General features: G+C 71.6%; 26 protein-coding genes and 1 pseudogene. 2 read left to right on the forward strand and 25 right to left on the reverse strand.

Going from position 1 to position 26,994, the window contains the following annotated elements:
• Window positions 1-158: 158 nt before the first annotated feature.
• Together tsf and rpsB are read right to left on the reverse strand one after the other, a co-directional pair.
• Entirely contained in the window at window positions 159-995 is an 837-nt protein-coding gene (tsf, locus tag OG276_RS09780) for a translation elongation factor Ts (RefSeq protein ID WP_266904072.1), read from the reverse strand.
• 139 nt (window positions 996-1,134) lie between these two features.
• The gene (rpsB, locus tag OG276_RS09785) at window positions 1,135-2,061 is read right to left on the reverse strand and encodes a 30S ribosomal protein S2 (protein WP_266904073.1); all 927 of its coding nucleotides are present in this window, start codon (window positions 2,059-2,061) and stop codon (window positions 1,135-1,137) included.
• 252 nt (window positions 2,062-2,313) lie between these two features.
• On the opposite strand from rpsB, the gene OG276_RS09790 reads away from it, so the two are divergent.
• Window positions 2,314-2,829, forward strand: coding sequence for a M23 family metallopeptidase (locus tag OG276_RS09790; RefSeq protein ID WP_266904074.1), 516 nt, complete (start codon window positions 2,314-2,316; stop codon window positions 2,827-2,829).
• 222 nt (window positions 2,830-3,051) lie between these two features.
• Here OG276_RS09790 and OG276_RS09795 read toward each other — a convergent pair whose 3' ends face one another.
• From OG276_RS09795 to proS, 18 genes and pseudogenes are all read right to left on the reverse strand, one after another.
• Window positions 3,052-3,609, reverse strand: coding sequence for a TetR/AcrR family transcriptional regulator (locus OG276_RS09795; RefSeq protein ID WP_266912657.1), 558 nt, complete (start codon window positions 3,607-3,609; stop codon window positions 3,052-3,054).
• A gap of 98 nt (window positions 3,610-3,707) precedes the next feature.
• Window positions 3,708-4,541 (reverse strand): RNA polymerase sigma factor WhiG, encoded by an 834-nt coding sequence (whiG, locus tag OG276_RS09800; RefSeq protein WP_250743879.1) that lies wholly within the window; start codon window positions 4,539-4,541, stop codon window positions 3,708-3,710.
• Window positions 4,542-4,780: 239 nt separating this feature from the next.
• The gene (gene dprA, locus OG276_RS09805; RefSeq protein ID WP_266904075.1) at window positions 4,781-5,995 is read right to left on the reverse strand and encodes a DNA-processing protein DprA; all 1,215 of its coding nucleotides are present in this window, start codon (window positions 5,993-5,995) and stop codon (window positions 4,781-4,783) included.
• Complete coding sequence (locus tag OG276_RS09810) at window positions 5,992-7,614, reverse strand: YifB family Mg chelatase-like AAA ATPase (RefSeq protein ID WP_266904076.1); 1,623 nt, start codon at window positions 7,612-7,614, stop codon at window positions 5,992-5,994. The genes dprA and OG276_RS09810 overlap by 4 nt, the downstream gene beginning before the upstream one ends.
• Window positions 7,614-7,985, reverse strand: coding sequence for a YraN family protein (locus OG276_RS09815; RefSeq protein WP_266904077.1), 372 nt, complete (start codon window positions 7,983-7,985; stop codon window positions 7,614-7,616). Before OG276_RS09815 ends, OG276_RS09810 begins: the two co-directional genes overlap by 1 nt.
• 169 nt (window positions 7,986-8,154) lie before the next feature.
• Window positions 8,155-8,463: a DUF2469 domain-containing protein gene (locus OG276_RS09820; RefSeq protein ID WP_005311352.1), complete on the reverse strand. Its 309-nt coding sequence runs from the start codon at window positions 8,461-8,463 to the stop codon at window positions 8,155-8,157.
• Between the two features lie 55 nt (window positions 8,464-8,518).
• On the reverse strand, window positions 8,519-9,082 hold the full coding sequence (locus OG276_RS09825) for an NUDIX hydrolase (protein WP_266904078.1): 564 nt from the start codon (window positions 9,080-9,082) through the stop codon (window positions 8,519-8,521).
• The gene (gene lepB / locus OG276_RS09830; protein ID WP_266904079.1) at window positions 9,072-9,848 is read right to left on the reverse strand and encodes a signal peptidase I; all 777 of its coding nucleotides are present in this window, start codon (window positions 9,846-9,848) and stop codon (window positions 9,072-9,074) included. The genes OG276_RS09825 and lepB (OG276_RS09830) overlap by 11 nt, the downstream gene beginning before the upstream one ends.
• A 45-nt stretch (window positions 9,849-9,893) precedes the next feature.
• Window positions 9,894-10,817 (reverse strand): signal peptidase I, encoded by a 924-nt coding sequence (lepB, locus tag OG276_RS09835; protein ID WP_266904080.1) that lies wholly within the window; start codon window positions 10,815-10,817, stop codon window positions 9,894-9,896.
• Window positions 10,777-11,689 (reverse strand): annotated as a pseudogene (gene lepB / locus OG276_RS09840) (signal peptidase I); the annotation flags it as partial. The pseudogene lepB (OG276_RS09840) and the gene lepB (OG276_RS09835), both read right to left, overlap by 41 nt.
• 103 nt (window positions 11,690-11,792) lie before the next feature.
• Window positions 11,793-12,575: a signal peptidase I gene (gene lepB, locus OG276_RS09845; protein WP_266904081.1), complete on the reverse strand. Its 783-nt coding sequence runs from the start codon at window positions 12,573-12,575 to the stop codon at window positions 11,793-11,795.
• Window positions 12,576-12,691: 116 nt separating this feature from the next.
• Window positions 12,692-13,042, reverse strand: a complete 351-nt coding sequence (rplS, locus tag OG276_RS09850) for a 50S ribosomal protein L19 (protein ID WP_243337670.1) — start codon at window positions 13,040-13,042, stop codon at window positions 12,692-12,694.
• Window positions 13,043-13,176: 134 nt separating this feature from the next.
• Window positions 13,177-13,998 carry a tRNA (guanosine(37)-N1)-methyltransferase TrmD gene (trmD, locus tag OG276_RS09855; protein WP_266904082.1) on the reverse strand — a complete coding sequence of 274 codons (822 nt, stop codon included), beginning with the start codon at window positions 13,996-13,998 and terminating at the stop codon, window positions 13,177-13,179.
• A complete protein-coding gene (gene rimM / locus OG276_RS09860) occupies window positions 13,998-14,612 on the reverse strand; it encodes a ribosome maturation factor RimM (RefSeq protein WP_266904083.1) in 615 nt (204 codons plus the stop codon). Before rimM ends, trmD begins: the two co-directional genes overlap by 1 nt.
• Window positions 14,613-14,690: 78 nt before the next feature.
• On the reverse strand, window positions 14,691-14,930 hold the full coding sequence (locus OG276_RS09865; protein WP_030011889.1) for an RNA-binding protein: 240 nt from the start codon (window positions 14,928-14,930) through the stop codon (window positions 14,691-14,693).
• A 2-nt stretch (window positions 14,931-14,932) separates the two neighbouring features.
• The gene (rpsP, locus tag OG276_RS09870; RefSeq protein ID WP_243337676.1) at window positions 14,933-15,376 is read right to left on the reverse strand and encodes a 30S ribosomal protein S16; all 444 of its coding nucleotides are present in this window, start codon (window positions 15,374-15,376) and stop codon (window positions 14,933-14,935) included.
• Window positions 15,377-15,567: 191 nt separating this feature from the next.
• Entirely contained in the window at window positions 15,568-16,164 is a 597-nt protein-coding gene (locus OG276_RS09875; protein WP_266904084.1) for a hypothetical protein, read from the reverse strand.
• Window positions 16,165-16,387: 223 nt separating this feature from the next.
• Complete coding sequence (gene proS / locus OG276_RS09880) at window positions 16,388-17,800, reverse strand: proline--tRNA ligase (protein ID WP_266904085.1); 1,413 nt, start codon at window positions 17,798-17,800, stop codon at window positions 16,388-16,390.
• Window positions 17,801-17,942: 142 nt separating this feature from the next.
• Here proS and OG276_RS09885 point away from each other — a divergent pair, with 142 nt between their 5' ends.
• On the forward strand, window positions 17,943-18,620 hold the full coding sequence (locus OG276_RS09885; protein WP_266904086.1) for a methyltransferase type 11: 678 nt from the start codon (window positions 17,943-17,945) through the stop codon (window positions 18,618-18,620).
• Between the two features lie 73 nt (window positions 18,621-18,693).
• Here OG276_RS09885 and ftsH read toward each other — a convergent pair whose 3' ends face one another.
• The 5 genes from ftsH to OG276_RS09910 form a co-directional block, all read right to left on the reverse strand.
• A complete protein-coding gene (gene ftsH / locus OG276_RS09890; RefSeq protein ID WP_266912659.1) occupies window positions 18,694-20,523 on the reverse strand; it encodes an ATP-dependent zinc metalloprotease FtsH in 1,830 nt (609 codons plus the stop codon).
• Window positions 20,524-20,759: 236 nt separating this feature from the next.
• Window positions 20,760-22,340, reverse strand: a complete 1,581-nt coding sequence (gene ffh, locus OG276_RS09895; RefSeq protein ID WP_266904087.1) for a signal recognition particle protein — start codon at window positions 22,338-22,340, stop codon at window positions 20,760-20,762.
• Window positions 22,341-22,622: 282 nt separating this feature from the next.
• Window positions 22,623-25,049 carry a [protein-PII] uridylyltransferase gene (locus OG276_RS09900; RefSeq protein WP_266904088.1) on the reverse strand — a complete coding sequence of 809 codons (2,427 nt, stop codon included), beginning with the start codon at window positions 25,047-25,049 and terminating at the stop codon, window positions 22,623-22,625.
• Between the two features lie 179 nt (window positions 25,050-25,228).
• Window positions 25,229-25,567 carry a P-II family nitrogen regulator gene (locus tag OG276_RS09905; protein ID WP_112451060.1) on the reverse strand — a complete coding sequence of 113 codons (339 nt, stop codon included), beginning with the start codon at window positions 25,565-25,567 and terminating at the stop codon, window positions 25,229-25,231.
• Window positions 25,564-26,910: an ammonium transporter gene (locus tag OG276_RS09910; RefSeq protein ID WP_266904089.1), complete on the reverse strand. Its 1,347-nt coding sequence runs from the start codon at window positions 26,908-26,910 to the stop codon at window positions 25,564-25,566. The genes OG276_RS09905 and OG276_RS09910 overlap by 4 nt, the downstream gene beginning before the upstream one ends.
• Window positions 26,911-26,994 lie beyond the last annotated feature (84 nt).

Consider the following 26,994-nt stretch of genomic DNA (forward strand, 5'->3'; position numbering starts at 1 on the left):
ATCTCCTCGTGCACATACGAAGAAGGCCATTGCCGGTGGGTCCTCGCGGTTCCCTCTACGGCAATGGCCTCCTCGTCAGATCTGCGGTCGCCCTGCGCGAACGCGGGCGACTGCTTCAGACCCTACCGGGGTCCGGTGTCCGTCGCGTACGGACGGACTCAGATGCCGACCTTGATGCGCGAGAAGCGCACCAGGGTGACACCGGCCTCGTCCAGAACCTTCTGGACGGACTTCTTGGCGTCCAGGGCGTAGGCCTGGCCAAGCAGCGTGTTGTCGCGGAAGAAGCCGTTGACACGACCCTCGACGATCTTCGGCAGCGCGGCCTCCGGCTTGCCCTCGGCGCGGGTGACCTCTTCGGCCACGCGACGCTCGGACTCGACGACCTCGGCCGGAACGTCCTCGGCGGAGAGCCACTTCGGCGCGAACGCGGCGATGTGCTGCGCGACGCCGCGGGCGACCTCGGCGTTCTCCTTGTCGAGCTCGACCAGGACGCCGATCTGGAACGGCAGGTCGGGCATCGTGCGGTGCATGTACGCCGAGACGTAACCGCCGGTGAACTGCGCGAAGCGGTCCAGGACGATCTTCTCGCCGAGGTTGGCGTTGGCCTCGTCGACGAACGCCTGCACGGTCTTGCCGGGGGCGATCTCGGACGCCAGGAGCGCCTCGGTGTCGGCCGGCGAGGTCGCGGCGATGTGGTTGGCCAGCTCGTTGGTGACCGCAAGGAACTTGTCGCCCTTGGCGACGAAGTCCGTCTCGCACTTCAGCTCGACGAGGACACCGGAGGTGTTGTCGTCGGAGATGACGGAAACGACGGCACCGTTCTCGGCAGAACGGCCTTCGCGCTTGGCGACGCCCTTCTGACCCTTGATACGGAGTGCCTCGACGGCCTTGTCGACGTCACCGTCGGCCTCGACCAGCGCGTTCTTGCAGTCCAGCATGCCGACGCCGGTGAGCTCGCGGAGCTTCTTGACGTCAGCGGCGGTGTAGTTCGCCATGAGTCTGTGATTCTCTCTCGAAGTCGTAGATCTACGGGTGAACGGCGGAGGAGGCGCGCTCGTGGCGCGGCTCCCCCGCCGTCATCGTCCGTGCTGTGAGTGCCCGGCGTTCACGCGCCGGGCGCCCTCAGTGGGTGGGTCAGGCCTGCTCGGCGTCGGCGGCCGGAGCCTCGACGACGGCCTCGGCGACAACCTCGGCCTCGGCGGCCGGAGCAGCCTCGGCCTCGACGGCGGGGGCGTCGACAACAGCCTCGGCGGCCGGAGCGGCCTCGGCGTCGTCGGCCTTCTTGTCACCCTCGAGCAGGTCGCGCTCCCACTCGGCGAGCGGCTCGGCGGCGGCCTTCTCGCCCGGCTTCGAGTCGCCAGTGGCGGCACCGGAACGGGCGATGAGGCCCTCGGCGACGGCGTCGGCGATCACGCGGGTGAGCAGGGTGACGGAGCGGATCGCGTCGTCGTTGCCCGGGATCTTGTAGTCGACCTCGTCGGGGTCGCAGTTGGTGTCGAGGATCGCGACGACCGGGATGTGGAGCTTGCGCGCCTCACCGACGGCGATGTGCTCCTTCTTGGTGTCGACGATCCAGACGGCGCTGGGGACCTTCGACATCTCGCGGATACCACCGAGGGTCTTCTCCAGCTTGATCTTCTCGCGAGAGAGGACCAGGAGCTCCTTCTTGGTGAGACCCGAGGCGGCGACGTCCTCGAAGTCGATCGCCTCAAGCTCCTTCAGACGCTGAAGGCGCTTGTAGACGGTGGAGAAGTTGGTGAGCATGCCACCCAGCCACCGCTGGTTGACGTAGGGCATACCAACGCGCGTCGCCTGCTCGGCGATGGCCTCCTGGGCCTGCTTCTTGGTACCGACGAACATGATGGAACCGCCGTGGGCGACGGTCTCCTTCACGAACTCGTAGGCGCGGTCGATGTACGACAGCGACTGCAGCAGGTCGATGATGTAGATGCCGTTGCGCTCCGTGAAGATGAAGCGCTTCATCTTCGGGTTCCAACGGCGGGTCTGGTGACCGAAGTGGACGCCGCTTTCCAGCAGCTCCCGCATCGTTACGACGGCCATGGCCATCTCCTTGTTTTCTCGGTTTGGTTCCTGACGCCCCTGTCGCGCCCTGCCCCCGTAGAGGGGACCGAGAGACGCTGTCACCTGGCCCTGAGGGGCCGGTGCTGGGGCGTGCGAAGTCGACCCGGTGACCCGGATCGCCACAAGAAGTGTACGGGACCCGGTGGTATGCCGGATGACGCGGTTGTCCACAGCTCCCCGCCCGTCCACAGGCCCGCCCGGGACCGGCTCCTGAAGCGGAACCATTCCCCCATGACGAAGCTGCTGCTCACCCTGCTCCTGGCCCTGGGCCTGACCCTGACCCCGGCTCCGACGAAGCCCGGGTCGCCGGGGCCGGCCCCGGGCGGACGCCCGCTCCCGTCCCCCCTGACGGTGATCCGCTGGTGGGACCCGCCCCCGACCCCGTACGCGGCGGGCCACCGCGGGGTGGACCTGGCGGCCCCGGTGGGCACGGAGCTCCGCGCGGTCGGTCCGGGCCGGGTCCACTTCGCCGGCCCGGTCGCGGGCCGCGGGGTCCTCTCGCTGACCCTCCCGAACGGCCTGCGCACGACGTACGAACCGGTCCGCCCCCTGGTGGCACAGGGCGCCGAGGTCACGACGGGCCAGGTGGTGGCCCTCCTCACGGACGGCCCCCACTGCCCCCGCTCATGCCTCCACTGGGGCCTCCTCCACCAGGAGACCTACCTCAACCCCCTGAAACTCCTCCCCCACCCAACCCCCCGCCTACTCCCCCTGCCCCACCCGAGCTTTCAGCCGCCGGGCGCTTGAGACCGGGGTCAGGGCACTTCCAGCCGTCCGGCGCTTGAGGACCGGGGTCCGGGCACTTCCAGCCGTCCGGCGCTTGAGGACCGGGGTCTGGGGCGGAGCCCTGGGAACGGTCGAAGGGCGGGTAGGGGACGGCCCCGCAGGGCATCGCACCCACCACACCGTCACGACCTGGGGCCGGCCCCCGGACTGGAGGCTCGGCCAGAGCCGGAAGCCGGGGCCGGGTCAGCCCCCGACGCCCCGCAGCGCCATCGCCACCGCCGCATCCGTGACAACGCCGGGATCCTCCCCCGCGCCACCCTCGATCCGCCGGACGGCGGCGTCCACCACACCCTGAAGCAGCATCGCGGCCAGCCTCGGCTCCGCCTGCCCCAGCGCGCCCAACGCCTCCACGATCATCGCGATCAGGCTCCCGTGCGCCGCACGGATCTTCTCCCGCGCCCCGGCGTCCAGCTCGCTCGCCGAGATCGCCACCACCGCCCGGTGCCGCTTGTCCCCCACCAGCCCCAGCTGGCAGCGCACGTACGCCTCGATCTTCGCCTCCGGCGCCTCCGCCTCGGACATGGCCGCCTCGATCTCGGCCGCCCACACGGGGAAGTCCACCGCGCACAGCTCTTCGACGACGGCCGCGCGGGATCGGAAGTACTCGTACACGGAGGACCGGGCGAGGCCGGTGCGCTCGGCGAGGGCGGGGAAGGTCAGCGCTTCCGTCCCCCCTTCGGACAGCAGGGAACGCGCGGCGTCCAACAGGGCGCCGCGCTGCATCGACCGGTGCTCGGCCACGGAGGCCGCTCGAATCCTGGGCACGCGTCCACTCTACGGATGTACCGCAAGGCCGGCGCACGCTCTCGGCCTCCGCCCCCGCGCACCGGGCCCCCGGTTCAGCGCCCGACGTCCGCCAGCTTCGCGCGCAGCTGCAGGACGGACTTCGTGTGGATCTGGCTGACGCGGCTCTCGGTGACCCCGAGGACGTTGCCGATCTCGGCGAGCGTGAGGCCCTCGTAGTAGTAGAGGGTCACCACCGTCTTCTCCCGCTCGGGCAGCGTGTTGATGGCCCGCGCCAGCAGCCGCCGCAACTCCCGGTCCTCGGCGACCTCCACCGGGTTGTCCGCGGCGGTGTCCTCCAGGGTGTCCATCAGGGAGAGGCGGTCGCCCTCCCCGCCGACGTGCAGCAGCTCTTCCAGGGCGACCACGTTGGCCAGCGACAACTGGCTGAAAACGGCGTGCAGATCCTCCACGCCGATGCCCATTTCCCCGGCGACCTCGTGCTCGGTCGGGGTGCGCCGCAGCTGGGCCTCCAGCGTGGCGTAGGCCCGTTCCACGGCGCGCGCCTTCTGCCGCACCGAGCGGGGGATCCAGTCCAGCGCCCGCAACTCGTCGATCATCGCGCCGCGGATGCGGGTGATCGCGTACGTCTCGAACTTGATGGACCGTTCGATGTCGAACTTCTCGATGGCGTCGATCAGTCCGAAGACTCCGGAGGAGACGAAGTCGGCCTGTTCCACATTGGGCGGCAGACCGACGCTGACGCGGCCCGCCACGTACTTCACGAGGGGCGAGTAATGCAGGATCAGCTGCTCCCGCAGCCGCTCGTCACCCGAGTCCTTGTACGAGCGCCACAGCACCTCCAGGGACGAGGGCGCGGTGGACCGCTCGCTGCCGCGCGCAGCGGGGGGCACCGCAGCGCGGTCGGACCCTGAGGTGTGCTGGGGCATGCTTCGCCTTTGCCGGAGCCGGATTCCTTGGGAGCGTAGCGTGACGGAAGTGTCGCGGTGCGCGAAGAGTACGGGATCGCGCGGGCCCGCAAGGGCGCCCCGACTCGCGCGGGAGACCCGGGACCGGCGCCTGGCGCACGGTCCCGGCGGGTGCCACCGGGAAGACCGCGTCTCTCATCGGCTTCACTCTTTCACCGGAATGCCCCAGGTCAACGACCGCCTCGCCGGGTGGCTCCGCTTTATGCGCCTCCTCCCGGCCGCTTCGGGGTCAACTGCCAGCCGTCGCCCTGCCGTTCGACGAACCCCAGAGAGTGAAGTTCGTACAGTCTGCCGATGACTTCATCAGTGCCGGTGCCCGCAGCGAGGGCCAGCTCCTCCAGGTCCGCGAGGCGCCCCGCCGGGAGGGCTTCGAGTACCCGGACCGCTTCGGGACCCAGCAGGTCCCGGGCGATCACGGGGCCCCGCCTCTCGGGGGCCAGCTCGCCCATCCCTCCGACCAGCTCGATGACCTCCGCCGCGTCCGTGACCAGCGAGGCCTCGCCGCGCAGCAGTTCGTGCACGCCGGCGGAGAGCCCGCTGGTGGCCGGGCCCGGGATGCCCATGGTGATCCTCCCCAGCGCCTGGGCCCGCCGGGCGGTGACCAGGGACCCGCTGCGGTGGGCCGCCTCCACGACGACCGTGCCCCGGGTCAAGGCGGCGATGACACGGTTGCGCAGGACGAAACGGCTCGGCGTGGGATGGCTGCCGGGCGGCAGCTCCCCGAGGACCAGCCCCTGCGCGGCGATCCGCCCGAGCAGTCCGGCGTGCCCGCGCGGGTAGGGCACGTCCACCCCGCAGGCCAGCACGGCGGCCGTGGCTCCGCCGGCGGCGAGGGCCCCGCGGTGGGCGGCGCCGTCGATCCCGTAGGCGGCGCCGGAGACCACCACCCACCCGCGCTCGGCGAGTTCACCGGCCAGGCTCTGCGCCATGTGTGCCCCGTACGGGGTGCACGCGCGGGCCCCCACCACCGCCACGGAGCGCAGGGCCCAGGCCCGCAGGCTCGGCCTGCCCCGCACCCACAATCCGACGGGCCGGGCGTCACCGAGGTCGTCCAGCTGACTCGGCCACTCCGCAGACCCGGGGCAGACGAACCGGCCCCCGGTCTCGGCGGCGGCCGCCAGGTCCCGCCGGGGGTCGGCCGACGCGGCCCGGCGGCGGTATCCGGCGAGCCTCTCGGCGCCGACCCCGGCCAGCACCCCGGGCTCCGGCGCGGGCCCGGTCAGCAGCCGTATCAGCCCGACGGCCCCGTGCGCCCGCAGCCAGCGTCCGCCGTGCTCCTCCCCGGGCTCCAGGACCCGGGTGAGGGCGGCCCGCGCGAGCACCTCACCCCCGGGCTCCGCCCCCGGCTCCGGCTCCGGGCTCTGTGCCGGGCTGCTTCCCGGGCCCGGTCCCGGGGCCGGCGTCGCGGCGGTCATGAGGCGGCGTCCAGGTGCGCCGCGGCTCCGCGGGCGATCCCGGTGCGCAGTTCGAGGGCGACCGCCACGTCCAGGGCGTCGGGGCGGTCCCGGCTCCTCAGGTCCGCCACCGTCCAGGCGACCCGGAGCACCCGGTCGAGCCCCCGCGCGGTCAGCAGGCCGCGCTCCAGGTCCCGCTCGGCCTGGGCCAGTGCGCCCGGGGCGGCCGGCCAGCGGGTCCGCAGCTCGTGGCCCGGGACCTCCGCGTTGAGCCGCCAGGGCGTGCCGTCGAGCCGGACAGCCGCCCGCTCCCGGGCCTCCCGGACCCGCGCGGCCACCGCCGCCGTGGCTTCGCCGCGGCCCCCGCGCCCCAGCAGATCGGAGCGGGTGACCGGCTCGACCTCCACGCGCAGGTCCACCCGGTCCAGCAGCGGCCCCGACAGCCGGGCCTGGTAGCGGCGGACCACCGAGGCCGGGCAGTCGCAGCCGGTCCCGTGCAGGGTGTGCCGCCCGCAGGGACAGGGGTTGGCGGCCAGCACCATCAGGAACCGGGCCGGCAGGCGTACCACCCCGGCGGCACGGGCGATGACCACGTGTCCCGCTTCGAGGGGCTGCCTCAGGGCGTCGAGGGCCTTGGTGCTGAACTCCGCGGCTTCGTCCAGGAACAGCACCCCCCTGTGGGCCAGGGACACCGCTCCGGGCCTGGCCACACCAGCTCCGCCCCCGACGAGCGACTGCATGGTCGCCGAGTGGTGCGGGGCGCAGTAGGGGGGCCGGGCCACGAGCGGTTCGCCCGGGGGCAGGATTCCCGCGACCGAGTGGACGGCCGTGACCTCCAGGGAGTCCTGTCGGGTGAGCGGGGGCATGATCCAGGGGATCCGCTCGGCCATCATCGTCTTGCCCGCGCCCGGCGGTCCGCTCAGGAAGAGGTGGTGGCCCCCGGCGGCGGCCACCTCCAGGGCCCGGCGCGCCGCGTACTGTCCGGCGACGTCGGCGAGGTCGGGGACGTCCCGCCCGTCACCGTCGCGGGCCACCCCCGTGCCGAGTCCGGCGCCGGGGACGACCAGCCCCGCGAGCATCGGGTCGGGGCGCCCGGACGGATCCGGCGGATCCTCCTCGGGGACCTCCCCCTCCGTGAGCACCGCGATCAGCTGCCGCAGGCTGCGCACCCCGAGCACCGAGACGTCCGGGACGAGCATGGCCTCGGCCGCGCACTGCTGCGGGACCACGACCTGCCGGTATCCGGCCTCGGCGGCGGCGAGCACCGCCGGCAGGATCCCGCGGACGGGACGCACCCGGCCGTCCAGTCCCAGCTCCCCGATGAGGACGAGATCGGCGATCACCTTCGGGTCGACCACCTCGGCGGCGCCGAGCACGGCGGCCGCCACGGCGAGATCGAAGCCCGCGCCCGACTTCGGGACGGACGCCGGGCTGAGGCCGACGGTGAGCTTCTTCTGCGGCCAGGCGGCGCCCGAGTTCACCACGGCCGCCCTGACCCGGTCCCGGCTCTCGACCAGGGTCTTGTCGGGCAGCCCCACCAGGGAGAAGGTGGCGACCCCGGGCTCCAGGTCGGCCTGGACCTCCACGACCACGCCGTCGACGCCCACGAGGGCGACCGAGCAGGCCCGTGCGAACCCCATCAGGCCGCCCCCCTGACGTGCTCCACCACGGGCCCGCCGCGCCGCGGCAGGAGGACACCGACGAGGTCGATGCGGACCCCGCCCGTGGGTGGTCCCCCGTGGTCGGCCAGCCAGCGCCCGGCGAGCCTGCGCAAGCGCTCGGCCTTGGCGGGCCGCAGCGCGGCCATGGGATGTTCGAACTCCCCCGCCCGCCGGGTCTTGACCTCGCACACGACGAGGGCGTCCCCGTCCCGGGCGACGATGTCGATCTCCCCGCCGCGACACCGCCAGTTCCGCGCGATCACGGTCATCCCGGCTTCGGTGAGCCGCCGCGTCGCGAGGTCCTCGCCGTACCGCCCCAATGCCTGCTGTGCCACGCCCTTCGCGTTCATCCGGCACCACCTCCGGCACCGACGATCCCGCGTCCCCGCCCACCTAGTGGATCTTGGTGGACAGCCGGGGCGATGTGGAAAACCGCGTCACCCCGGCGAGGGAACCGGCCCGGAGGCCAGCTGCCGGAGGAGGCCAGTTGCGGGAAGGAGATCAGCCGCCGGAAGGAGGTCAGCTGCCCGGAAGTTCGAGATCGCTCTTGTTGAGCTCCTCGATGTTCACGTCCTTGAAGGTCAGCACCCGCACCTGCTTCACGAACCGAGCCGGTCTGTACATGTCCCAGACCCACGCGTCGGCCATCGAGACCTCGAAAAAGACCTCCCCCTGTACCGAGTGCACCTGCATCTCGTAGTCGTTGGTGAGGTAGAAACGGCGTTCGGTCTCGATCACATACTTGAACAGCCCGACGACGTCGCGGTACTCGCGATAGAGCTTCAGCTCCATCTCGGTCTCGTACTTCTCGAGGTCCTCGGCACTCATGGCATGTTCCCCTTCAGCCGTGCGTCCCCCTATTGTGCGCCAGGCCCGTGCGCCCCTAAACGATTTCCGGGGCCAGGTTCACGGGCGCACCCGGGGGACCGTCGTCGAGCAGCGTGCGGAGCAGCTCTGCGAGTCTGGTCGGGTACACCGTCTCATGGGCCGCAAGCAGTTCCTCGGAGGTCCACCACCTGGTGCCCGAGACGCTCCGTCGCTCCAGCTCGGTGAGGCCTCCCAGCACGGTCGCGGTCTGGGTCGTCCGGGCCAGGAAGTACCACTCGTCCTGCTCCCAGCGGCGCCCGTCGAAGGGGAACGAGCAGTAGCGGTGCCACAGCACCGGCCCCAGTTCCACGTCGGTGATCCCGGTCTCCTCCGCGAGCTCGCGGAGCGCGGCCTGTTCCCGGGTCTCGGCCCCTTCCAGGCCTCCGCCCGGGGTGAACCACCAGTCGTCCGCCGGGTCTCCCGGCTCGAAGCCGTGCATCAGCAGGATCCGGTCCTCGGGGTCCAGCAGGATCACCCGTGCCACCTTGCGCGGCGCGACCGGCGCTTCCCGCCCTTCCCGCTCCTCCGGCCCTCCCGGCCCCGAGCCGGCCCCCGGCCCCGCCGGGGCGTCAGCGGACATCGGCCCGCTCCCGCCTCCGCCCGCGCCCGAGAACCCGTACGACCGGCCCGTACGCGGCTCCGAGCACCACCAGGGCGGCTCCGCCCACCACCGCGAACACCTGGAGCAGCAGCGGCCCCGGCCCCGAGGTCCCGCCGGGCAGGGCGGCGTAGGCCGCGGGCCGCTCCACCATCGCCATGTCGGGCCAGGCGAGGGCGTCGACGCGGCCCTGTACCGCCGAGCGCGCCACCGTCCCCTGTCCGGCCTCCTCCAGGTGTGCCCGGGAGTCCAGCGAGGCTCCGCGCCGGTCGCCGAGCAGGAAGAGGTTGCCCTCGGGCACCGTCACCTCGAACGGCGTCCGGGAGGCGGACCCGCCCGGAGCGCCCGCCACGTCGAGCTTCTCCGCCTCGATGTACGGCTCGTCCAGCTCCTTGCCGTTGACGGTGAGCCGGCCGCCGTCACCGCAGCACTTGACCGTGTCCCCGCCGACGCCGACGACCCGCTTGACCATCGGCGAATCGCTCCACTGCCCGTCCTTGAAGATCACCACGTCCCCGCGGCGCACGTCCCCGCCGGTGATCCGCTGCGCCAGCACGCGGTCTCCGGGCTTCACGGTGGGCATCATCGAGTCGGTCGGCACCGTGTACGGCTGGTACGTGACGGCTCCCCACACGAACCCGCCCAGGAAGAGCACAAAGCCGATGGCCACGGCGACTCCCGACAGCATGCTGCCGAGAGCACCGCGGCCATCGCCGTCACCTGCTCGTATTGCTTGTGTTCCGCCCATTGCAAGCGCCCCCACACTCGGAGATCGATCGACCTGGGCGGCACCCTACCTGCCGGTACGCCCCGCGGTCAGCCTCTGCCTGCGCCACAGCACGACCGGCACCGCGCCGGCGAACCCGAGGGCCGCGGGGCCGAGCCCGACCGGAGCCAGCCCGGCGGCGTCCAGACCGAGCGCGGTGGCCTTGGTCTGCGTGCCGATGCCCGGCTGGTCGTAGGTGTCCGGGACCGGCAGGGTGGACCAGCGGGTGATCGGCCAGGCGACCACCACGGCGCGTCCGACGACATCGCTGACGGGCACGAAGCCCTGGGTGGGGTCCTGCTGGTGGTAACGGGAGTCCTGCGAGTTCTGCCGGTGGTCGCCCATCACCCAGATCTTGCCCTTGGGCACGGTGAGCGGACCGAAGGGGAAGTCGTCGCACGGGGTGTTGCCCGGGAAGATGTACGGCTCGTCGAGCTCCTTGCCGTTGACGATGACCGGTCCCCCCTTCTTGCACTCGACCGTGTCGCCTCCGATGGCGATCGTCCTCTTGATCAGGTCCTTCTCCTCGGCGGACGGCATGAGGCCGATCCAGCTGAGGGCCTTCTGCGCGATGTTGGGGTCCGGGGTGGGCTCCCCGCTCAGCCAGTTCGACGGGTCGTGGAAGACGACGACCTCACCGCGCTCGGGCTCCGATCCGAACCACGGCGTCAGCTTGTCCACGAGCACCCGGTCGCCGCGCTGCAGGGTGTTCTGCATCGAGTCGGAGGGGATCGAGAACGCCTGCACCAGGAAGGTCTTGATCAGTAGGGCGAGCAGCAGGGCGATTCCGATCAGGAGCGGCAGCTCCTTCCAGAACGACCGGTGCGAGCGTGCCGCGGCGCCGTCCTGCGCGTCGCCGTCGTTCTCGACGGCATCGGGCCCGGAGGAGTCGTTCGGCTCCTCGCCACCCTCGTCGCGTCCGGATCGTGCACCAACCGCCACGTCCCCCACATCCACTCCTCGTTCGGAAATCGACGCCCGGCCCTGATGAGGCACGGGCCCTCCCCTCCCTTAACGAGCGGGAGTTCCCGAAGGCGCGGGAGACCAAGGACACACTATGCGAATGGGGAGCCGCCCCGGCGCCTACGGGGCGCGCGGCGACCGCCGCGCGCCTGGTCGGGAACCATGCGGAAGGTGGCGGGCTGTTCCAGCCGGTGCCAGTGACCGAAGGGCCAGGCGATCACGACGGCCTCGCCGACCACGTCCTTCTCGTCGATCGTGCCGTGGAAGGCCTCGTCGAGGTGGTAGCGGGAGTCGGCGGAGTTCGCCCGGTGGTCGCCCATGACGAAGATCCGTCCGGCGGGCACCTGCACCTCGAAGCGGATCTCCGAGGGCACGTTGCCCGGGTTCACGTACGGCTCGTCGAGCGGCGATCCGTTGACACTGACCCGGCCCCGGGCGTCGCAGCACTTCACGCTGTCCCCGCCGACGCCGATGACCCTCTTGATCAGGTCCTGTTCGTTCGCCGAGGGCAGCAGGCCGATGAAGGTGAGGGTCTGCTTGATCTGCTTGATCCCCACCGGGTCCTCGGCGGGCTGGACGCTGTCGCCGCCCAGCCAGCCTCCCGGATCCTTGAACACGACCACGTCCCCGCGCTCGACCTCGGAGCCGAACCACGGGGTGAGCTTGTCCACCAGGACCCGGTCGCCGATCCGGATCGTCTGCTCCATGGAGCCCGACGGGATGAAGAAGGCCTGGACGAGGAAGGTCTTGAGGATCAGGGCGATGCACAGCGCGACCACCACGAGCAGGGGCAGCTCCCCCGCCCGGCGCGTACGCCGTCTGCGCCGGACCCGGCGGGCGAGGCGGCGGCGTTGGGCCCGGCCGCCGGGCTCCGCGGGCTCGGCCGGCGCGTCCCGCTCCGGCTCCGGGTCGGCGTCGGCATCATCGTGGCCTTCGTACCGGTCGCCCCGCGGGCGCCCGCGGCTACCCACGGCCACCGCCCGCGGAACCCGCGTCGCCCCAGCGCGACACCGGCCAGCCGATCCAGTCGGCCCGCCCGATCACCTTCTCCACCGGCACCATCCCCCCGCCCGGCTCCCCCAGGTGGTCCCGGGAGTCCCGGGACTGGGAACGATGATCACCCATGACCCACAGGGTCCCAAGGGGCACGACGACGCGGAACGGCACTTTCGATCCCGAGTCGCCGGGGAAGAGGTACGGCTCGTCGAGCGGCACCCCGTTGACCTTGATCCGGCCGTTCTCGTCGCACACCACGTCGTCGCCGCCGACGCCCACGACCCGCTTCACGAAATCGGAGTCCGAGGGCTCGGCCAGCCCGAGGACCGAGGCCGCCCCGTGCAGGGCCTCGCCGATCGGATTCCCGTCCGGTTCCTCCCGTACGAAGGAGCCCGTGCCGTCGAAGACCACGACGTCCCCGCGCTGCGGAGCGCCGCCGAAACGGTACGCCAGCTTGTTGACCAGCACCCGGTCCCCCACGGCGAGCGTGGGCTCCATCGAGCGGCTCGGAATCAGGAAGGGCTGGAGCACGAAATTGCTGAACAGCAGCAGGAAGACGGTGCAGGCCACGCCGAGCAGCCCGGCACGCTGCCAGGTCAGCCAGCCGGCCGTGCCGTGGTCGGGGCCCGGGTCCGCGCCGGAGTCGGACCCGGGGCCGGGGTCCGCGCCGGGGTCGGAACCGGGACCGTGGCCAGGACCGGGGCCGTCACCGGAACCGGGGCCCGGGGCGGGCCCCGCTCCGGAAAGCACGAAACGCGACCTCCCCTCCCCCTCGTCGGGGGAAGAGTGGCCGCGCTGCGTGTGAGGTGCTTCGGTGTCCATCGGGGGCGAGCCTATCCGGCCTTCCCCTGAACTCCGGGAGCAGTTCAGCGGTCGCGCTTCTCCTTGATCTTCGCGGCCTTGCCGCGGAGCTCACGGAGGAAGTACAGCTTGGCGCGACGCACGTCACCGCGGGTGACGAGCTCGATCTTCTCGAAGATCGGGGAGTGGACCGGGAAGGTACGCTCCACGCCGACGCTGAAGGAGACCTTGCGGACCGTGAAGGTCTCGGAGACGCCCGAGCCCTGACGGCGGATGACGACACCCTTGAACTGCTGGATACGGGAGCGGTTGCCCTCGATCACGCGGACGTGAACGTTGACGGTGTCACCCGGGCGGAAGGCCGGGAGGTCCGAGCGCAGGGTGGCGGCGTTGACGCCATCGAGCAGGTGAGACATGTGATTCGTCTGCTTTCTTCGCATGACGCCACAGGTCGCCGATGCGGGGTTTCCGGAGAGAATTCGGGAGCCGCGGGACTCGGCGGACGACGGTCCCCCTGTGGCAGGGGCGTCCGCGAGCACACAGCAGCCGCCTATTCTTCCACGGTCTGGGGCCTGCGCCAAAATCGGCCGTCGGGAGACGGCTTCCAGCCGAGGATGCTCAGCAGCTCGCGGTCCTTCTTGTCGAAGGCGGAGGCCTCGCAGCGCTCGATCAGATCCGGGCGGTTGGCCGCCGTACGCCTGAAGGCCTCGTCGCGGCGCCACCGGGCGATCTTGCCGTGGTGCCCGCTGACCAGCACGTCCGGGATTCCGTGGCCGCGCCACTGGGGGGGCTTGGTGTAGACGGGCCCCTCCAGCAGGTTGGCCATGTCCCCGGCCGCGAAGGAGTCGTCGCGGTGCGATTCGGCGTTGCCGAGCACCCCGGGCAGCAGCCGGGCGACGGCCTCGGTGACGACCAGGACGGCAGCCTCGCCGCCGGCCAGGACGTAGTCGCCGATGGACACCTCGTAGACCGGGAGGCGGGTGGCGTACTCGTCCATGACCCGGCGGTCGATGCCCTCGTACCGGGCCGGGGTGAAGATCAGCCAGGGGCGTTCGGAGAGCTCGACGGCCAGTTCCTGGGTGAAGGGCCGGCCGCTGGGGGTGGGGACGACGATGACGGGCCCGTGCGCGCCCGCCTCGTAGCCGTCGGCCAGCGCCGCGTCCAGGGCCTCGCCCCAGGGCTCGGTCTTCATGACCATGCCGGGACCGCCGCCGTACGGGGTGTCGTCCACCGTGTTGTGCCGGTCGTACGTCCAGTCCCGCAGGTCGTGGACGTGTACGTCGAGCTGGCCGCGCGCCCGCGCCTTGCCGACCAGGGAGACGTTGAGCGGTTCCAGGTACTCGGGGAAGATCGTGACGACGTCGAGACGCATCAGGCGTCTTCCCCGTTCACGCCCTCGGCCGGGTCGCCGTCGGCGTCCCCGTCGGAGTCCGCTTCCCCGGCTTCCTCGTCCCGGGTGGAGACGACGATCGCCTCGCGCTCGTCGATGAGACCGGGCGGCGGGGTGATGACGCAGCGCTGCTCGTCGAGGTCGATCTCGGCGACGATCTCCTCGACGAAGGGGATCATCACCTCGGTGCCGTCCGGCCGCTCGACGATGAACAGGTCCTGCGAGGGCAGGTGCGAGATCTCGGTGATCCGGCCGATCACGGTGCCGTCTTCGAGGACGACGTCGAGGTCCATCAGCTGGTGGTCGTAGTACTCGTCGTCCTCGGCCGGCAGCTCCGCCGGGTCCACGTCGGCGATGAGCAGGATGTTGCGCAGCGCCTCGGCGCCGGTGCGGTCCTTGACCCCGGCGAAGCGCAGCATCAGCCTGCCGCTGTGCACCCGGCCCGTCTCGACCGTCAGCGGTCCCGCCGACGCCGGGTCGGTCCGGAGCACGGCGCCGGGTCCGAGCCGCAGCTCGGGCTCGTCGGTCCGCACCTCGACGGTGACCTCACCCTTGATCCCGTGGGCGCGGCCGATCCGCGCGACTACCAGCTCCACTGCATTTTCTCCTGTTCAGACGACGACGGGCCGGGGCGGGCGTATGCCCTCCCCGGCCCGTGCCGGTGATTCAACTGCTCAGCGGACCTGGTCCACGTCGACGAGGTCGACGCGGATCCCCCGGCCGCCGATGGCGCCCACGACGGTACGCAGAGCACGTGCGGTGCGGCCGTTGCGGCCGATCACCTTGCCGAGGTCGTCGGGGTGGACCCGAACCTCCAGCACCTGCCCGCGGCGCAGGTTGCGCGAGGCGACCTGCACTTCGTCGGGGTTGTCCACGATGCCCTTCACGAGGTGCTCAAGAGCCTCCTCGAGCATGCTCAGGCCTCGGTCGACTCGGCGGTCTCGGCCTCAGCCTCGTCCGCCTTCTTGTCGGCCTTCTTCGCCTTCTGGGTAATGGCTTCGCCCTTGCCCTCGCCGATGCCCTCGAGGGCCTTGGCGAACTCGTCGAAGGAGCGACGCTTGTTCTCCTTCGTCGCCGGCTGCAGCAGCGGCGCGGGGGCCGGGAGGCCCTTGTGCGCCTGCCAGTCACCGGTGAGCTTCAGGATGGCGAGCACAGCCTCGGTGGGCTGGGCGCCGACCGACAGCCAGTACTGCGCACGCTCGGCGTTGACCTCGATGCGCGACGGGTTGTACGTCGGGTGGTAGATACCGATCTCTTCGATCGCGCGACCGTCCCGACGGGTACGGGCGTCGGCGACGACGATGCGGTAGTGCGGCTGGCGAATCTTGCCGAGGCGCTTGAGCTTGATCTTGACTGCCACTGGAGTGGTGTCTCCTGAACTTGACGTGGTTGGGCACATGAGATGCCACGTGGGGTTGCGGTACTCGGGTGCCCGATGGACGCGTCAGCCGGAGGAGAGAGGGGTCCTATGCGACTGTCGAGTACAGCTGTCCATTGTGCCACACGCCCGCGGCGCGCTCGGCCGGGAGGTCGCGCAGCTCACCCGCCGGGTCAGGAGGCCACCGCGATGGCCACTTCGGGGATGCGGAAGGGCTTCATGCAGCCTCCGCACACGATCGGGGCCTGGGCCAGCACGGACGGGACCACGCGCACGTTGCGCCCGCAGTCGCAGACCGCCTTGACGCGCACTCCGCCGCCGGAGGACCCGTGCCGGGCGGCCGGTCCGCGGAAGCTGCGCTTGGTGTCGGCGGCCGTGGCGACCGTGTGGGCCCTCAGCGCGCGCTGGAGGTGCTCCATGGTGGGGCGGTAGCGCTTCTTCGCCTCGGGATTGAGCGAGACCAGGGAGAAGCCGCTGCTCGCGTGCGGCTCGTCGGTGTGGTCCAGCCCCATCTCCTCGGCGATCGCGAGGAACCTGCGGTTGTGGTAGCGGCCGGCGCGCGAAGTGTCACGCACTCCGCGGGCTGCGGCGATGCCGTGGACTGCCTCGTGCAGCAGTCGCTCGAAGGAGAGTTCGGCGCCGCAGGCGGACGAGGACTCTCCGATCAGGGACTCGGGCGCGGCAAGGTCAGGCAGCTCGGGGTGGTACCGCTGAATATCGGCCCACGCCTGCGCCAGCTCTGCGGCGAGAACAGGTGGTGTCGTGCTCACGTCGTGACAACGAGCCGGGGTGCCCCGGTGTTCCGATTCCGGGCCATTCCAAATTTTTTGCACGTACCAGTCAGTTCAGTCTCATGCGTCCCGACGAGGACGGGTGCGCATATCTCAGGAGGAGTCGGTACGTAGTGAGGCCCACCAGCAGGCCACGACGGGCACAGCCCCGGCGTGCGGCAGGTGCCGCGCGCCGGGGCGTGAGAGCCGTCAGCCGCAGCGGCTAGTACGAGCGCGCGACGATCGCGAGGTTACCGGGGGCGTCGTCCGCCTGCGGAACCGACCCGTCCTCGGCGATCAGGCAGCGTACGGACACGGCCTGCTCGGCGAGCTTCGCCTCGCCCTCGGGGCCGAGGTCGGCCCACGGGATCCGCGCCCAGCCACCGGCGATGGCGGCCTCGGCGGCCTCCTCGATGGTCGAGACGTCGGACGTACGGGCGATGCGGCGCTCGCGGGACTCGCGCAGCAGCTGCTCCTGGTCCTCCTCCAGCACCTTGGGCAGCAGGGCGGCGAGGTCGGAGATCTGCACGGCCTCCTTGCCGCCCGGGATCCGGCGGGCCAGCATCGCGGTGCCGGCCTCCAGGTCGCGGGGGCCGATCTCGACGCGGACCGGTACGCCCTTGAGCTCCCAGTCCACGGCGCGGCGGCCGAAGGGGGTGTCGACGCGGTCGTCGACGAACACCCGCAGGCCCGCGGCCTTGAGCTGGGCGCCCAGCTCGCGGACCTTCGCCACGGCCTCGTCGCCCTTGATCGCCATGACGACGACCTGGACGTGCGCGAGGCGCGGCGGGACCCGCAGGCCGTTGTCGTCGCCGTGCGACATGATCAGGCCGCCGACCATGCGGGTCGAGACGCCCCACGAGGTCTGCCAGACGAGCTCCTGCTTGCCTTCCTTCGACAGGTACTGCGTGTTGAAGGCCTTGGCGAAGTTGGTGCCGAGCTCGTGGCTGGTGCCGAGCTGCAGGGCCTTGCCGTCGCCCATCATGCCCTCGAGGGTGAGGGTGTTGATGGCGCCGGCGAAGCGCTCCTTGGCGGTCTTGCGGCCGAGCACGACGTCGATGCCGAGCACGTTGGTCATGAAGTCGCCGTAGACGTCCGTGTGGATGCGTGCGGCGTAGTCGCGGGCGTCCTCGTACGTGGTGTGGGCCGTGTGGCCCTCCTGCCAGAGGAACTCGCTCGTACGGAGGAAGATGCGCGGGCGCATCTCCCAGCGGACCACGTTCGCCCACTGGTTGATCAGCAGGGGCAGGTCGCGGTAGCTCTGGACCCACTTGGAGAAGTAGTCGTTGATGATCGTCTCGGAGGTGGGGCGGACGACGATCGGCTCGTCCAGCTCCTTGCCGCCGCCGTGCGTGACGACCGCGAGCTCGGGGGCGAAGCCCTCGACGTGCTCCGCTTCCTTCGTCAGGTACGACTGCGGGATGAACAGCGGGAAGTACGCGTTCTGGGCGCCCGCGTCCTTGATGCGCGCGTCCATCTCCTGCTGCATCCGCTCCCACAGGCCGTAGCCGTACGGCCGGATGACCATCGTGCCGCGGACCGGACCGTTGTCGGCCAGCTCGGCCTTGTTGATCAGATCCTGGTACCAGCGGGGAAAATCCTCCGCCTGGGGGGTGAGAACGGGTGCCTTTGCCATGGCGCGAATGGTACGGCGCCCGGAGTGCCGAACGTGAATCGGGTGCGAATCGGGTGGCGCACTCCTCTGGACGCGGGGGCGAATCGGGAGTTCTCTGGCAACGGGGGCAAGGGGGCGACACGGAATCAGGAGCGCTCTTTCGATGACACCGACGCCGACGGCGACGCTTGTCGCGCGGGACTGGGCGGAGATCCAGGAACGGATGCTGGTACCGCTGTACGAGGCGGTCTACGACCGGCTGGAGGTCGGGCCGGGAGACCGGCTGCTCGGCCTCGACTGCGGGGCCGGGCTGGCCCTTCTGCTGGCCTCGGGCCGGGGAGCCCTGGCCACGGGTGTGGAGACGGATCCGGCACGCCGCACGCTGGCCCGGGAGCGCCTCCTGGAGGTCCTCGCGGCCCCGCCCGCGCCCGCGGTTCCCTACGACGTCCTACTAGCCTTCTCGCCCGCTCCGGGCGCCCTGGCGGCGGCCCTGCCGGCGCTGCGCCGGCCCGGCGGCGCGGTGGTGCTGGCCGACTGGGGTCCGGCGGAGCGGTGCACCGTGCCCTCGGTCCTGGGCGGCGGGCCGGCGCCGCGGGACCTGGACGCGATGGCGGCCGAGGCCGGGCTGGTGCCGGACGGATCGGGGCGGGTGTTCTGCCCGTTCGGGTACGCCGACGTGGACAGCGCGGTGCGCGGGCTGCTGTCGACCGGGTTGTACGAGTGCTCGGACCCGGTCCAGGTGGAGAAGGAGCTGGCGGAGGCCCTTCACCCGTACGAGCGGGGTGACGGGGCCGTCTGGCTCCCGAACATCTTCCGGTACGTCATCGCCCGGACGGCGTAACCGGCGCAGGCGGCGTGACGGGCGCCGTGCGGGGCCGCGGACCGGCCCCGCACGGCCCTCGCTCGTGCGGCGCTCACTTGTGGAGGCGGGGGATCCCCGCGGCGGCGTAGGCGGCCGCTTCGTCCAGGGTCTCGTTGGCCATCAGGGCGTCCGCGAGGGCGTCCAGCTTGTCGCGGTTCTCGCGCAGGAGGAGGCAGGCCTTCTCGTAGCACTCGTCGACGATCCGGCGCATCTCGTGGTCCACCGCGTCGAGGGTGGCGGGGGCCGCGGAGAGGCCGTAGGGGCTCTGTCCGTCCGAGGGGATGGCGGTGAGCCGGCCGATGCGCTGGCTCATGCCCCAGCGGCCGACCATGCCCCGGGCGATGTTGGTGACCTGTTCGAGGTCGTTCTCCGCGCCCGTGGTGATGACGTCGTAGACGGTGTGCTCGGCCGCCATGCCGCCCAGCGCTCCGATGATGCGGCCGCGCAGGTACTCCTCCGTGTAGGCGTACCGGTCCGCCTCCGGCGTGGAGAGGGTGACGCCGAGCGCACGGCCGCGCGGGACGATGGTGATCTTGCGGACCGGGTCGGCGCCCGGCTGGAGCATGCCCAGCAAGGCGTGGCCGCTCTCGTGGTACGCGGTGCGGCGGCGGTCCTCCTCCGACATGACCAGCGGCCGTTCCGCGCCCAGCTGGACCTTTTCCAGCGCGTCGGAGAGGTCCGACTGGGTGACTTCCTTCTGCTGGCGCTTCACGGCGAGCAGGGCGGCCTCGTTGGCGAGGTTGGCCAACTCCGCTCCGGTCATGCCCGGCGTCGTGCGGGCCACTTGGGCGAGGTCGACGCCGACGGCGAGCGGGATGTCCCTGGTGTGGATCCGCAGGATGGCTTCGCGGCCGCTCTTGTCGGGCGGGGAGACGACGACGGTGCGGTCGAAGCGGCCCGGCCGGGTGAGCGCCGGGTCCAGGACGTCGGCCCGGTTGGTCGCGGCGAGGACGACCACGCCTTCGGAGCCGGAGAAGCCGTCCATCTCGGTGAGGATCTGGTTCAGGGTCTGCTCGCGCTCGTCGTGGCCGCCCATGCCCGCGCCGCCGCCGCGCACCCGCCCGATGGTGTCGATCTCGTCGATGAAGACGATGGCGGGGGCCACTTTGCGGGCCTCTGAGAAGAGTTCGCGCACCCGGGACGCGCCGACGCCGACGATCATCTCGATGAACTCGGAGGCGGAGGCGGAGAAGAACGGCACCCCGGCCTCACCCGCGAGGGCGCGCGCGAGCAGGGTCTTGCCGGTTCCGGGCGGGCCGGCGAGCAGGACGCCGCCGGGCATGCGGGCGCCCATCTTTCGGTACTCGTCCGGGTTCTTGAGGAAGTCCACGACGTCGTTGAGCTCGCCCTCGACCTCGTCGATGCCGGCCACGTCCTCGAAGGTCGTGCGCTTGGCGCCCTCCAGCTCGACCGGCTTGGGCGGCGTCTTGCGCCCCAACCCGCCCATGCCGCCGCCCATCGCCGATCCCATCCGGCGGGCGATGACCACCCACAGGAGGACCAGCAGCAGCATCGGGGCCAGGGAGATCAGCAGATTGGCCAGGAAGCTGCGCTGCACGACGACCGGGGAGGCGGTGACGACGACGTTCTGCTTGGTGAGGTTGGCCCACAGGTCGTCGTCGGCGAAGGCGGGGCGCTGGGAGACGAACTTCTTGTAGGTGCCCTTGTCGCCGTCCGGCTTGGGCTGTTCGGTCTTCAGCTCGCCCTGGATCGCGTCGCCCTTGGCGTAGATCTTCGAGACGTTGCCGTTCGCGACCTGCTTGCTGAACTCGGTGTACGAGATGGTCGGCTCGTCGCCCTCGTTGAAGAAGGACAGCACCAGGTTGGTGATCAGGTAGACGATCAGGGCGGTGAGGATCAGGCCGCGCCAGCCGCCGGGCATCCGCTTCTTCGGCGGCGGAGCGGGGGGTGCGCCTTCGGAGCGCCAGGGCGTATCGGCCCGGTCGCGGGGCGGTACGGGGGTGGGGCTGGGCACGTAGGCCTCCTTCTGCCGTCCTCCCGGCTGACCATAAGCGACAAACCGGACCATCGCCCCTGGCGGCGGGCCACACGGCGAAGCCCCGGCCGGAGTGGTCCGGCCGGGGCTCGCGTGGCTCCGTACTACTCCTTCGCGTACCGCTACTTCATGAACTTCTTGAACTCGTCCGGGAGGTCGAACTCATTGGCGGACTGACCGGACTGGGCGCCGGTCGGAAGGCCGAACGGGTTGCCGCCGGCGGCGGGCTCGATCGCCTCCGGACCGGCCTCGCGGCGCGCGGCTGCCGCGGCCTCTTCTTCCTTGCGCTTCATCGGGTTGCCGCTCTTGCGCTTGCCCTTGGCCTGCTTGACCTGCTTCTTCTGCCGGCCGGGTCCGCCGCCCATCCCGGGGATGCCGGGCATGCCCGGCATGCCACCGCCCTGGGCCATGCGGGACATCATCTTGCGGGCCTCGAAGAACCGCTCGACGAGCGACTTGACGGCGCTGACCTCGGTGCCGGAGCCCTTGGCGATACGGGCGCGGCGCGAGCCGTTGATGAGGTGCGGGTCCTGGCGCTCGGCCGGGGTCATCGACTTGATGATCGCGGCGGTGCGGTCCACGTCGCGCTCGTCGATGTTGTTGATCTGGTCCTTGATCTGCCCCATGCCCGGGAGCATGCCGAGCAGCTTGGAGATCGAGCCCATCTTGCGGACCTGCTCCATCTGGGACAGGAAGTCGTCGAGCGTGAACTCCTTCGGGCCCTTCTGGAGCTTGGCCGCCATCTTCTCGGCTTCGGCCTGGCTGAAGGTCTTCTCGGCCTGCTCGATCAGGGTGAGCATGTCACCCATGTCGAGGATCCGGCCCGCCATGCGGTCCGGGTGGAAGGCGTCGAACTCGTCGAGCTTCTCGCCGTTCGAGGCGAACATGATCTGCTTGCCGGTGACGTGCGCGATGGACAGCGCGGCGCCGCCTCGCGCGTCGCCGTCGAGCTTGGAGAGCACGACGCCGTCGAAGCCGACGCCGTCGCGGAAGGCCTCGGCGGTGTTGACCGCGTCCTGGCCGATCATGGCGTCGACGACGAAGAGGATCTCGTCCGGGCTGACGGCGTCGCGGATGTCCGCGGCCTGCTGCATCAGCTCCTGGTCGATGCCGAGGCGGCCGGCGGTGTCGACGACGACCACGTCGTACTGCTTGGTGCGCGCGTACTCGATGGAGTCCTTGGCGACCTGGACCGGGTCACCGACGCCGTTGCCCGGCGAGGGGGCGTAGACGGCCACGCCGGCCCGCTCGGCCACGACCGAGAGCTGGTTGACGGCGTTGGGGCGCTGGAGGTCGCAGGCGACGAGGAGCGGGGTGTGGCCCTGCCCCTTCAGCCACAGGCCGAGCTTTCCGGCGAGGGTGGTCTTACCGGCACCCTGGAGGCCGGCGAGCATGATCACCGTGGGCGCGGTCTTGGCGAAGCGCAGCCGCCGGGTCTCGCCGCCGAGGATCGAGACCAGCTCGTCGTTGACGATCTTGAGGACCTGCTGGCCCGGGTTCAGGGCCTTGGAGACCTCTTCGCCGCGGGCGCGCTCCTTGACGTTCGCGATGAAGGAACGGACGACGGGGAGGGCGACGTCGGCCTCGAGGAGGGCGATACGGATTTCCCGCGCCGCAGCGTCGATGTCCTGCTCGGAGAGGCGGCCTTTGCCCCGGAGGGACTTGAAGGTCGCGCTGAGGCGGTCGGAAAGCGTATCGAACACGGTGGTCGCGATTCCTCGGGTCGGGGGCGTGTGGTCGTCCCCCAGGGTATCGGGCCGCGCCACCCCCTTGGCCCTGCGGGCGGCATTCCCCCTCCGGGAGCCCGGCGCCCCGACGGAGCCGCTGCGCGGCCGGAGTCCCCTACCGCCCTTCGCCCGTTCCCCGGGGCTCCGCCCCGGACCCCGCGCCTCGCACGCCGGCGGGGCTATTTGCAGCCCCACCGGCGTGTGAGGCGTTTCGGGAAGGGGCGGGGTGGGGGAAGGCTCCGCGCAGCGGCTGCCGGGCTACGTCAGGGCAGCCTGGACCGCCCCGGCCAGGGTGGCCGCGGCGGCCGGATCCAGTGGTTTGCCCTCCACCGTGGTGACGTACAGCGTGTCCACCGCGTTGGCGCCGAGCGTCGACACGTGCGCGCTGCGGACCCTGACCCCGGAGGACTCCAGCGCGCGCCCGATCCGGTGCAGCAGCCCGACCGCGTCGGGCGCCCGCACCTCCAGGACCGTGGCGAGCGAGGAGACCTCGGGCACCACCGTGACCCGGGGCGGCGGCGGGACCACCCCGCGCCGGCGCGGGTACGCCGCTTCGCGGTCCGCCAGCTTCGACGGGACGTCCAGCGAGCCGTCCAGGGCCCGCACCAGGTCGGTGCGCAGCCGCGCGGCCTCCGGCAGGGAGCCGTACTCCGCGGCCACCCGCCAGCGCAGGACCAGTACCTCGCCCAGCTGGTCCGGGAGCTCCATGGAGCGCAGGTCGGCCGCGCGCACGGTGAGCCGGTGCAGTGCCAGTACGCCGGCCGCCGCGGGCAGTACTCCCGGCTGGTCGGGGACGGCCACCACCAGTTCCACGCCGACCGCGTCCTCCTCCTGGCGGGCGTGCAGGGCCAGGACCGGCTCGCCGGTGCGCAGCGCCTCCACCGCGAGGCGCTCCTGCTCGGTGGTCGGGATCTCCAGCTCGGTCGCGGCCGGGGCGGCGCCGCGCAGCACGGCGGCGACCCGGTCGACCAGGTCGGCCACGAGGGAGCCGCGCCAGGCGCTCCAGGCCGCCGGGCCGGTGGCGAGCGCGTCGGCCTCCGTCAGCGCGTGCAGGATCTCCAGCGTGCCGGGCGAGCCGACCGCCTCGGCGACCGCCTTGACCGTGGCCGGGTCGTCCAGGTCCCGCCGCGTGGCGGTGTCGATCAGCAGCAGGTGGTGGCGTACGAGCACGGCCAGCACGGCCACGTCCTCCGGGTCGAAGCCCACCCGCAGTGCCATGTCGCGCGCGATCGTCTCCCCGGCCACCGAGTGGTCGCCGGGCCAGCCCTTGCCGATGTCGTGCAGCAGCGCGGCCATCAGGAGGAGGTCGGGGCGGCCCACCCGGCGGGTCAGCTCGGAGGCCCGCACGGCCGTCTCGACGAGGTGGCGGTCCACGGTCCAGGTGTGCACGGGGTTGCGCTGCGGCCGGCACCGCACCCGCTCCCAGTCGGGCAGCAGCTTCGTGATGATCCCCTCGGCCTCCAGGGCCTCCCACACGGCCACCGTCGGCTCCCCCGCGCCCAGCAGGGTCAGCAGCTGCTCCCGGGCCTCGGCCGGCCACGGCACGGGCAGCGGCTTCGCCTGCGCCGCGAGCCTGCGTACGGCGTGCAGCGAGACGGGCAGTCCGGCCTGGGCGGCGGCCGCGCCGAAGCGCAGGGGCAGCACCGGGTCCCGGTCGGGCCGCGCGGCCAGGGCCAGTACGGCCTCGCCGTCGGACTCGACGACGCCTTCGGCGAGCGGCGCCCGCTCCGGTACGGAGCTGCGGGTGCCGAGCAGTCCGCGGAGCCGGGGGCGGGCGGACCGCGCCCGGAGCACGCGCCCGACCTCGCGCCAGGTCACGTCACCGGCGTACGAGACCACCCGCGCGGCCTCGTACACCTCCCTGAGCAGGGCGTCGGCGTCGAGCAGACCGAGCTGCGCCGCCACCGGCGTCTGTTCCTGGAGGGAGAGCCGTTCGGTGGCGCGGCCGGTCACCAGGTGCAGCGCGTCCCGGGCGTCGAGCAGCCGGCGCCGTGCTTCGGCGAGGCCCTCGCGCGGGGCGTCGGCCAGCCAGGACGCGGCGACGGCCCGCAGCGCGGTGACGTCGCGCAGTCCCCCGCGGGCCTCCTTGAGGTCGGGTTCCAGCAGGAAGCGGAGCTCCCCCACGCGCTCGGCCCGCTCGCGGCACAGGGAGTGCAGCTGGGGCAGCCGTTTGGCGGCGTGGTTGCGCCAGTCCGCCAGGACGGAGGTGCGCAGTCCCGCGAGGAGCCCGGCGTCGCCCGCGACGGGCCGGGCGTCGAGCAGTCCGAGGTGCACCTTGAGGTCTTCGGCGGCGGTCTTGCGGGCTTCGCCGGGGGTGCGCACCGAGTGGTCGAGGGCGACGCCGAGGTCCCAGACGGGGTACCAGAGCCGGTCGGCCAGGGCGGCCAGCGCCCGCGGTTCGGCTTTGCCGTCGTGGAGCAGGACCAGGTCGAGGTCGCTGCGGGGGGAGAGTTCGGCGCGGCCGTAGCCGCCGACGGCGACGAGGGCGGCGCCCCGCACGCCCGTCTCCCGTACGGCGGTGGCGAACAGCGCCTTCAGCCAGTCGTCCGTCAGGGCCGCGAGGGCGGAACGCCGGGAAGGCCCGGACCGCGACTCCTCCTGGAGGAGTCGCAGCCGGGCCGCGGCGTACCCGCTGGGTCCCGAGTCGGCCGTGCTGCCGTCAGTGGTCTCTTCGACGCTCGTCACCCAGGGGTTCCAATCAGTGAGGGCCTGTCCGGTCAGTCGTGCCGGGCTCCCGTGCCCTGGCACGCACGCTCGCCGCGTTGTCGTCGGTCACCGACGCTCCGCGTCGATTCCCTCCTCCGCCTTGCGAGCGCACGCGCCAGGCCCCGCTCGCTTACCCGGCCCGACCGACCGGACAGGCCCTACAGCGCGTCAGCGCCGCGCTCGCCGGTGCGGACCCGGATGACCGAGTCCACGGGGATGCTCCACACCTTGCCGTCGCCGATCTTGCCGGTCTGGGCGGCGTCGACGACGATCCGCATCACGTCTTCCGCGTCGCCGTCCTCGACGAGCACCTCTATGCGGATCTTCGGGACGAGGTCCACGGTGTACTCGGCGCCCCGGTAGACCTCGGTGTGTCCGCGCTGGCGGCCGTAGCCGCTGGCCTCGGAGACGGTGAGTCCCTGGACTCCGAAGCGGTGCAGGGCTTCCTTGATCTCGTCCAGCCGGTGCGGCTTCACGATCGCGGTGATGAGCTTCATGCGTCAACCTTCTTGCTCGCGGCGGCAACAGGGGCGGGGACGGCGGTGCTCCGGGAGGAGGAGCCGCCGCCGGCTCCGCTGAAGTCGTAGGCGGTCTCGGCGTGTTCGACCTGGTCGATGCCGGAGACCTCGTCGTCCTCGGTGACCCGCATCCCGATCGTCTTGTCGAGGAGGAAGGCGAGTACCGCGGATGCCACGAGAGAGTAGGCCAGGACGGAGAAGACTCCGATCGCCTGCTTGCCGAGCTGCTCCAGGCCGCCGCCGTAGAAGAGGCCCGCCACGTCGGACTGGACCCCGCCGGTGGCGAAGAGGCCGACGAGCAGGGAACCGAGGACACCGCCGACGAGGTGGACTCCGATGACGTCGAGGGAGTCGTCGTAGCCGAACTTGTACTTCAGGCCGACGGCCATGGCGCACAGGACACCGGCGATGACGCCGATGGCGATCGCGCCGAGCGGGGAGACGGCGCCGCCGGAGGGGGTGATGGCGACGAGGCCCGCGACCGCGCCGGAGGCGGCGCCGAGGGTGGTGAAGGAGCCGTGGCGCAGCTTCTCGTAGCCGAGCCAGGCGAGCATGGCGGCGGCGGTGGCGACCTGGGTGTTGACGAACATGACCGCGCCGACGCCGTCGTCGTTGCCGAGCCAGGAGCCCGCGTTGAAGCCGAACCAGCCGAACCACAGCAGACCGGCGCCGAGCATCACGAGCGGGAGGCTGTGCGGGCGCATCGGGTCCTTCTTGAACCCGACGCGCTTGCCGATGACCAGGATCACGCCGAGGGCCGCGGCGCCCGCGTTGATGTGGACGGCGGTGCCGCCGGCGAAGTCGATGACCCCGAGCTCGAAGAGCCAGCCGCCGGCGCCCCACACCCAGTGGGCGACGGGGAAGTAGACGATGGTGACCCAGAGGGTGATGAAGAGGGCCCACGCGCTGAACTTGACGCGGTCGGCCAGGGCGCCGCTTATCAGCGCCGGGGTGATGATCGCGAACATCAGCTGGAAGACGGCGAAGACGTAGACGGGGATGGTGTACCCGTCCCACAGCTCGGTGATGCCGATGCCGCTGAGTCCCACGTAGTCGGAGGTCCAGCCGATGAGCGAGCCGGAGTCGGCGCCGAAGGCGAGGCTGAATCCGTAGAGGACCCAGAGGATCGTGACGATCCCGAGGCTGATGAAGCTCATCATCAGCATGTTGAGGCTGCTCTTGACGCGGACCATGCCTCCGTAGAAGAAGGCGAGTCCCGGGGTCATCAGCATGACCAGGGCGGAGCAGATGAGCATGAACCCGGTGTTCGCGGAAGACAGCGTGGGTGCGTCTGCCGCGAGGGTCGTGATGGCTGATGCCATCGGCGTCTCCTCGTCGTCGGTACGTTCGCGTGCGGGCGATCGTGAAAACCTGAGCGGCGCTGGTTCGTGAATCAGGCCTGAGGG

The organism is Streptomyces sp. NBC_00086, assembly GCF_026343255.1.
GTDB lineage: Bacteria > Actinomycetota > Actinomycetes > Streptomycetales > Streptomycetaceae > Streptomyces.

Excerpts from the sequence above, each read along its gene's own strand:
- OG276_RS09885 (WP_266904086.1), top strand. The coding sequence starts at position 17,943 with ATGACACCGACGCCGACGGCGACGCTTGTCGCGCGGGACTGGGCGGAG.
- trmD (WP_266904082.1), bottom strand. The coding sequence starts at position 13,998 with ATGCGTCTCGACGTCGTCACGATCTTCCCCGAGTACCTGGAACCGCTC.
- OG276_RS09820 (WP_005311352.1), bottom strand. The coding sequence starts at position 8,463 with ATGAGTGCCGAGGACCTCGAGAAGTACGAGACCGAGATGGAGCTGAAG.
- rpsB (WP_266904073.1), bottom strand. The coding sequence starts at position 2,061 with ATGGCCGTCGTAACGATGCGGGAGCTGCTGGAAAGCGGCGTCCACTTC.
- whiG (WP_250743879.1), bottom strand. The coding sequence starts at position 4,541 with ATGCCCCAGCACACCTCAGGGTCCGACCGCGCTGCGGTGCCCCCCGCT.
- OG276_RS09910 (WP_266904089.1), bottom strand. The coding sequence starts at position 26,910 with ATGGCATCAGCCATCACGACCCTCGCGGCAGACGCACCCACGCTGTCT.
- dprA (WP_266904075.1), bottom strand. The coding sequence starts at position 5,995 with ATGACCGCCGCGACGCCGGCCCCGGGACCGGGCCCGGGAAGCAGCCCG.
- proS (WP_266904085.1), bottom strand. The coding sequence starts at position 17,800 with ATGGCAAAGGCACCCGTTCTCACCCCCCAGGCGGAGGATTTTCCCCGC.
- OG276_RS09810 (WP_266904076.1), bottom strand. The coding sequence starts at position 7,614 with ATGGGGTTCGCACGGGCCTGCTCGGTCGCCCTCGTGGGCGTCGACGGC.
- lepB (WP_266904079.1), bottom strand. The coding sequence starts at position 9,848 with ATGGGCGGAACACAAGCAATACGAGCAGGTGACGGCGATGGCCGCGGT.
- ftsH (WP_266912659.1), bottom strand. The coding sequence starts at position 20,523 with ATGCCCGGCGGCTGGCGCGGCCTGATCCTCACCGCCCTGATCGTCTAC.
- rplS (WP_243337670.1), bottom strand. The coding sequence starts at position 13,042 with ATGTCTCACCTGCTCGATGGCGTCAACGCCGCCACCCTGCGCTCGGAC.
- OG276_RS09905 (WP_112451060.1), bottom strand. The coding sequence starts at position 25,567 with ATGAAGCTCATCACCGCGATCGTGAAGCCGCACCGGCTGGACGAGATC.
- OG276_RS09815 (WP_266904077.1), bottom strand. The coding sequence starts at position 7,985 with ATGAACGCGAAGGGCGTGGCACAGCAGGCATTGGGGCGGTACGGCGAG.
- tsf (WP_266904072.1), bottom strand. The coding sequence starts at position 995 with ATGGCGAACTACACCGCCGCTGACGTCAAGAAGCTCCGCGAGCTCACC.
- OG276_RS09865 (WP_030011889.1), bottom strand. The coding sequence starts at position 14,930 with ATGCTCGAGGAGGCTCTTGAGCACCTCGTGAAGGGCATCGTGGACAAC.
- OG276_RS09825 (WP_266904078.1), bottom strand. The coding sequence starts at position 9,082 with ATGTCCGCTGACGCCCCGGCGGGGCCGGGGGCCGGCTCGGGGCCGGGA.
- OG276_RS09790 (WP_266904074.1), top strand. The coding sequence starts at position 2,314 with ATGACGAAGCTGCTGCTCACCCTGCTCCTGGCCCTGGGCCTGACCCTG.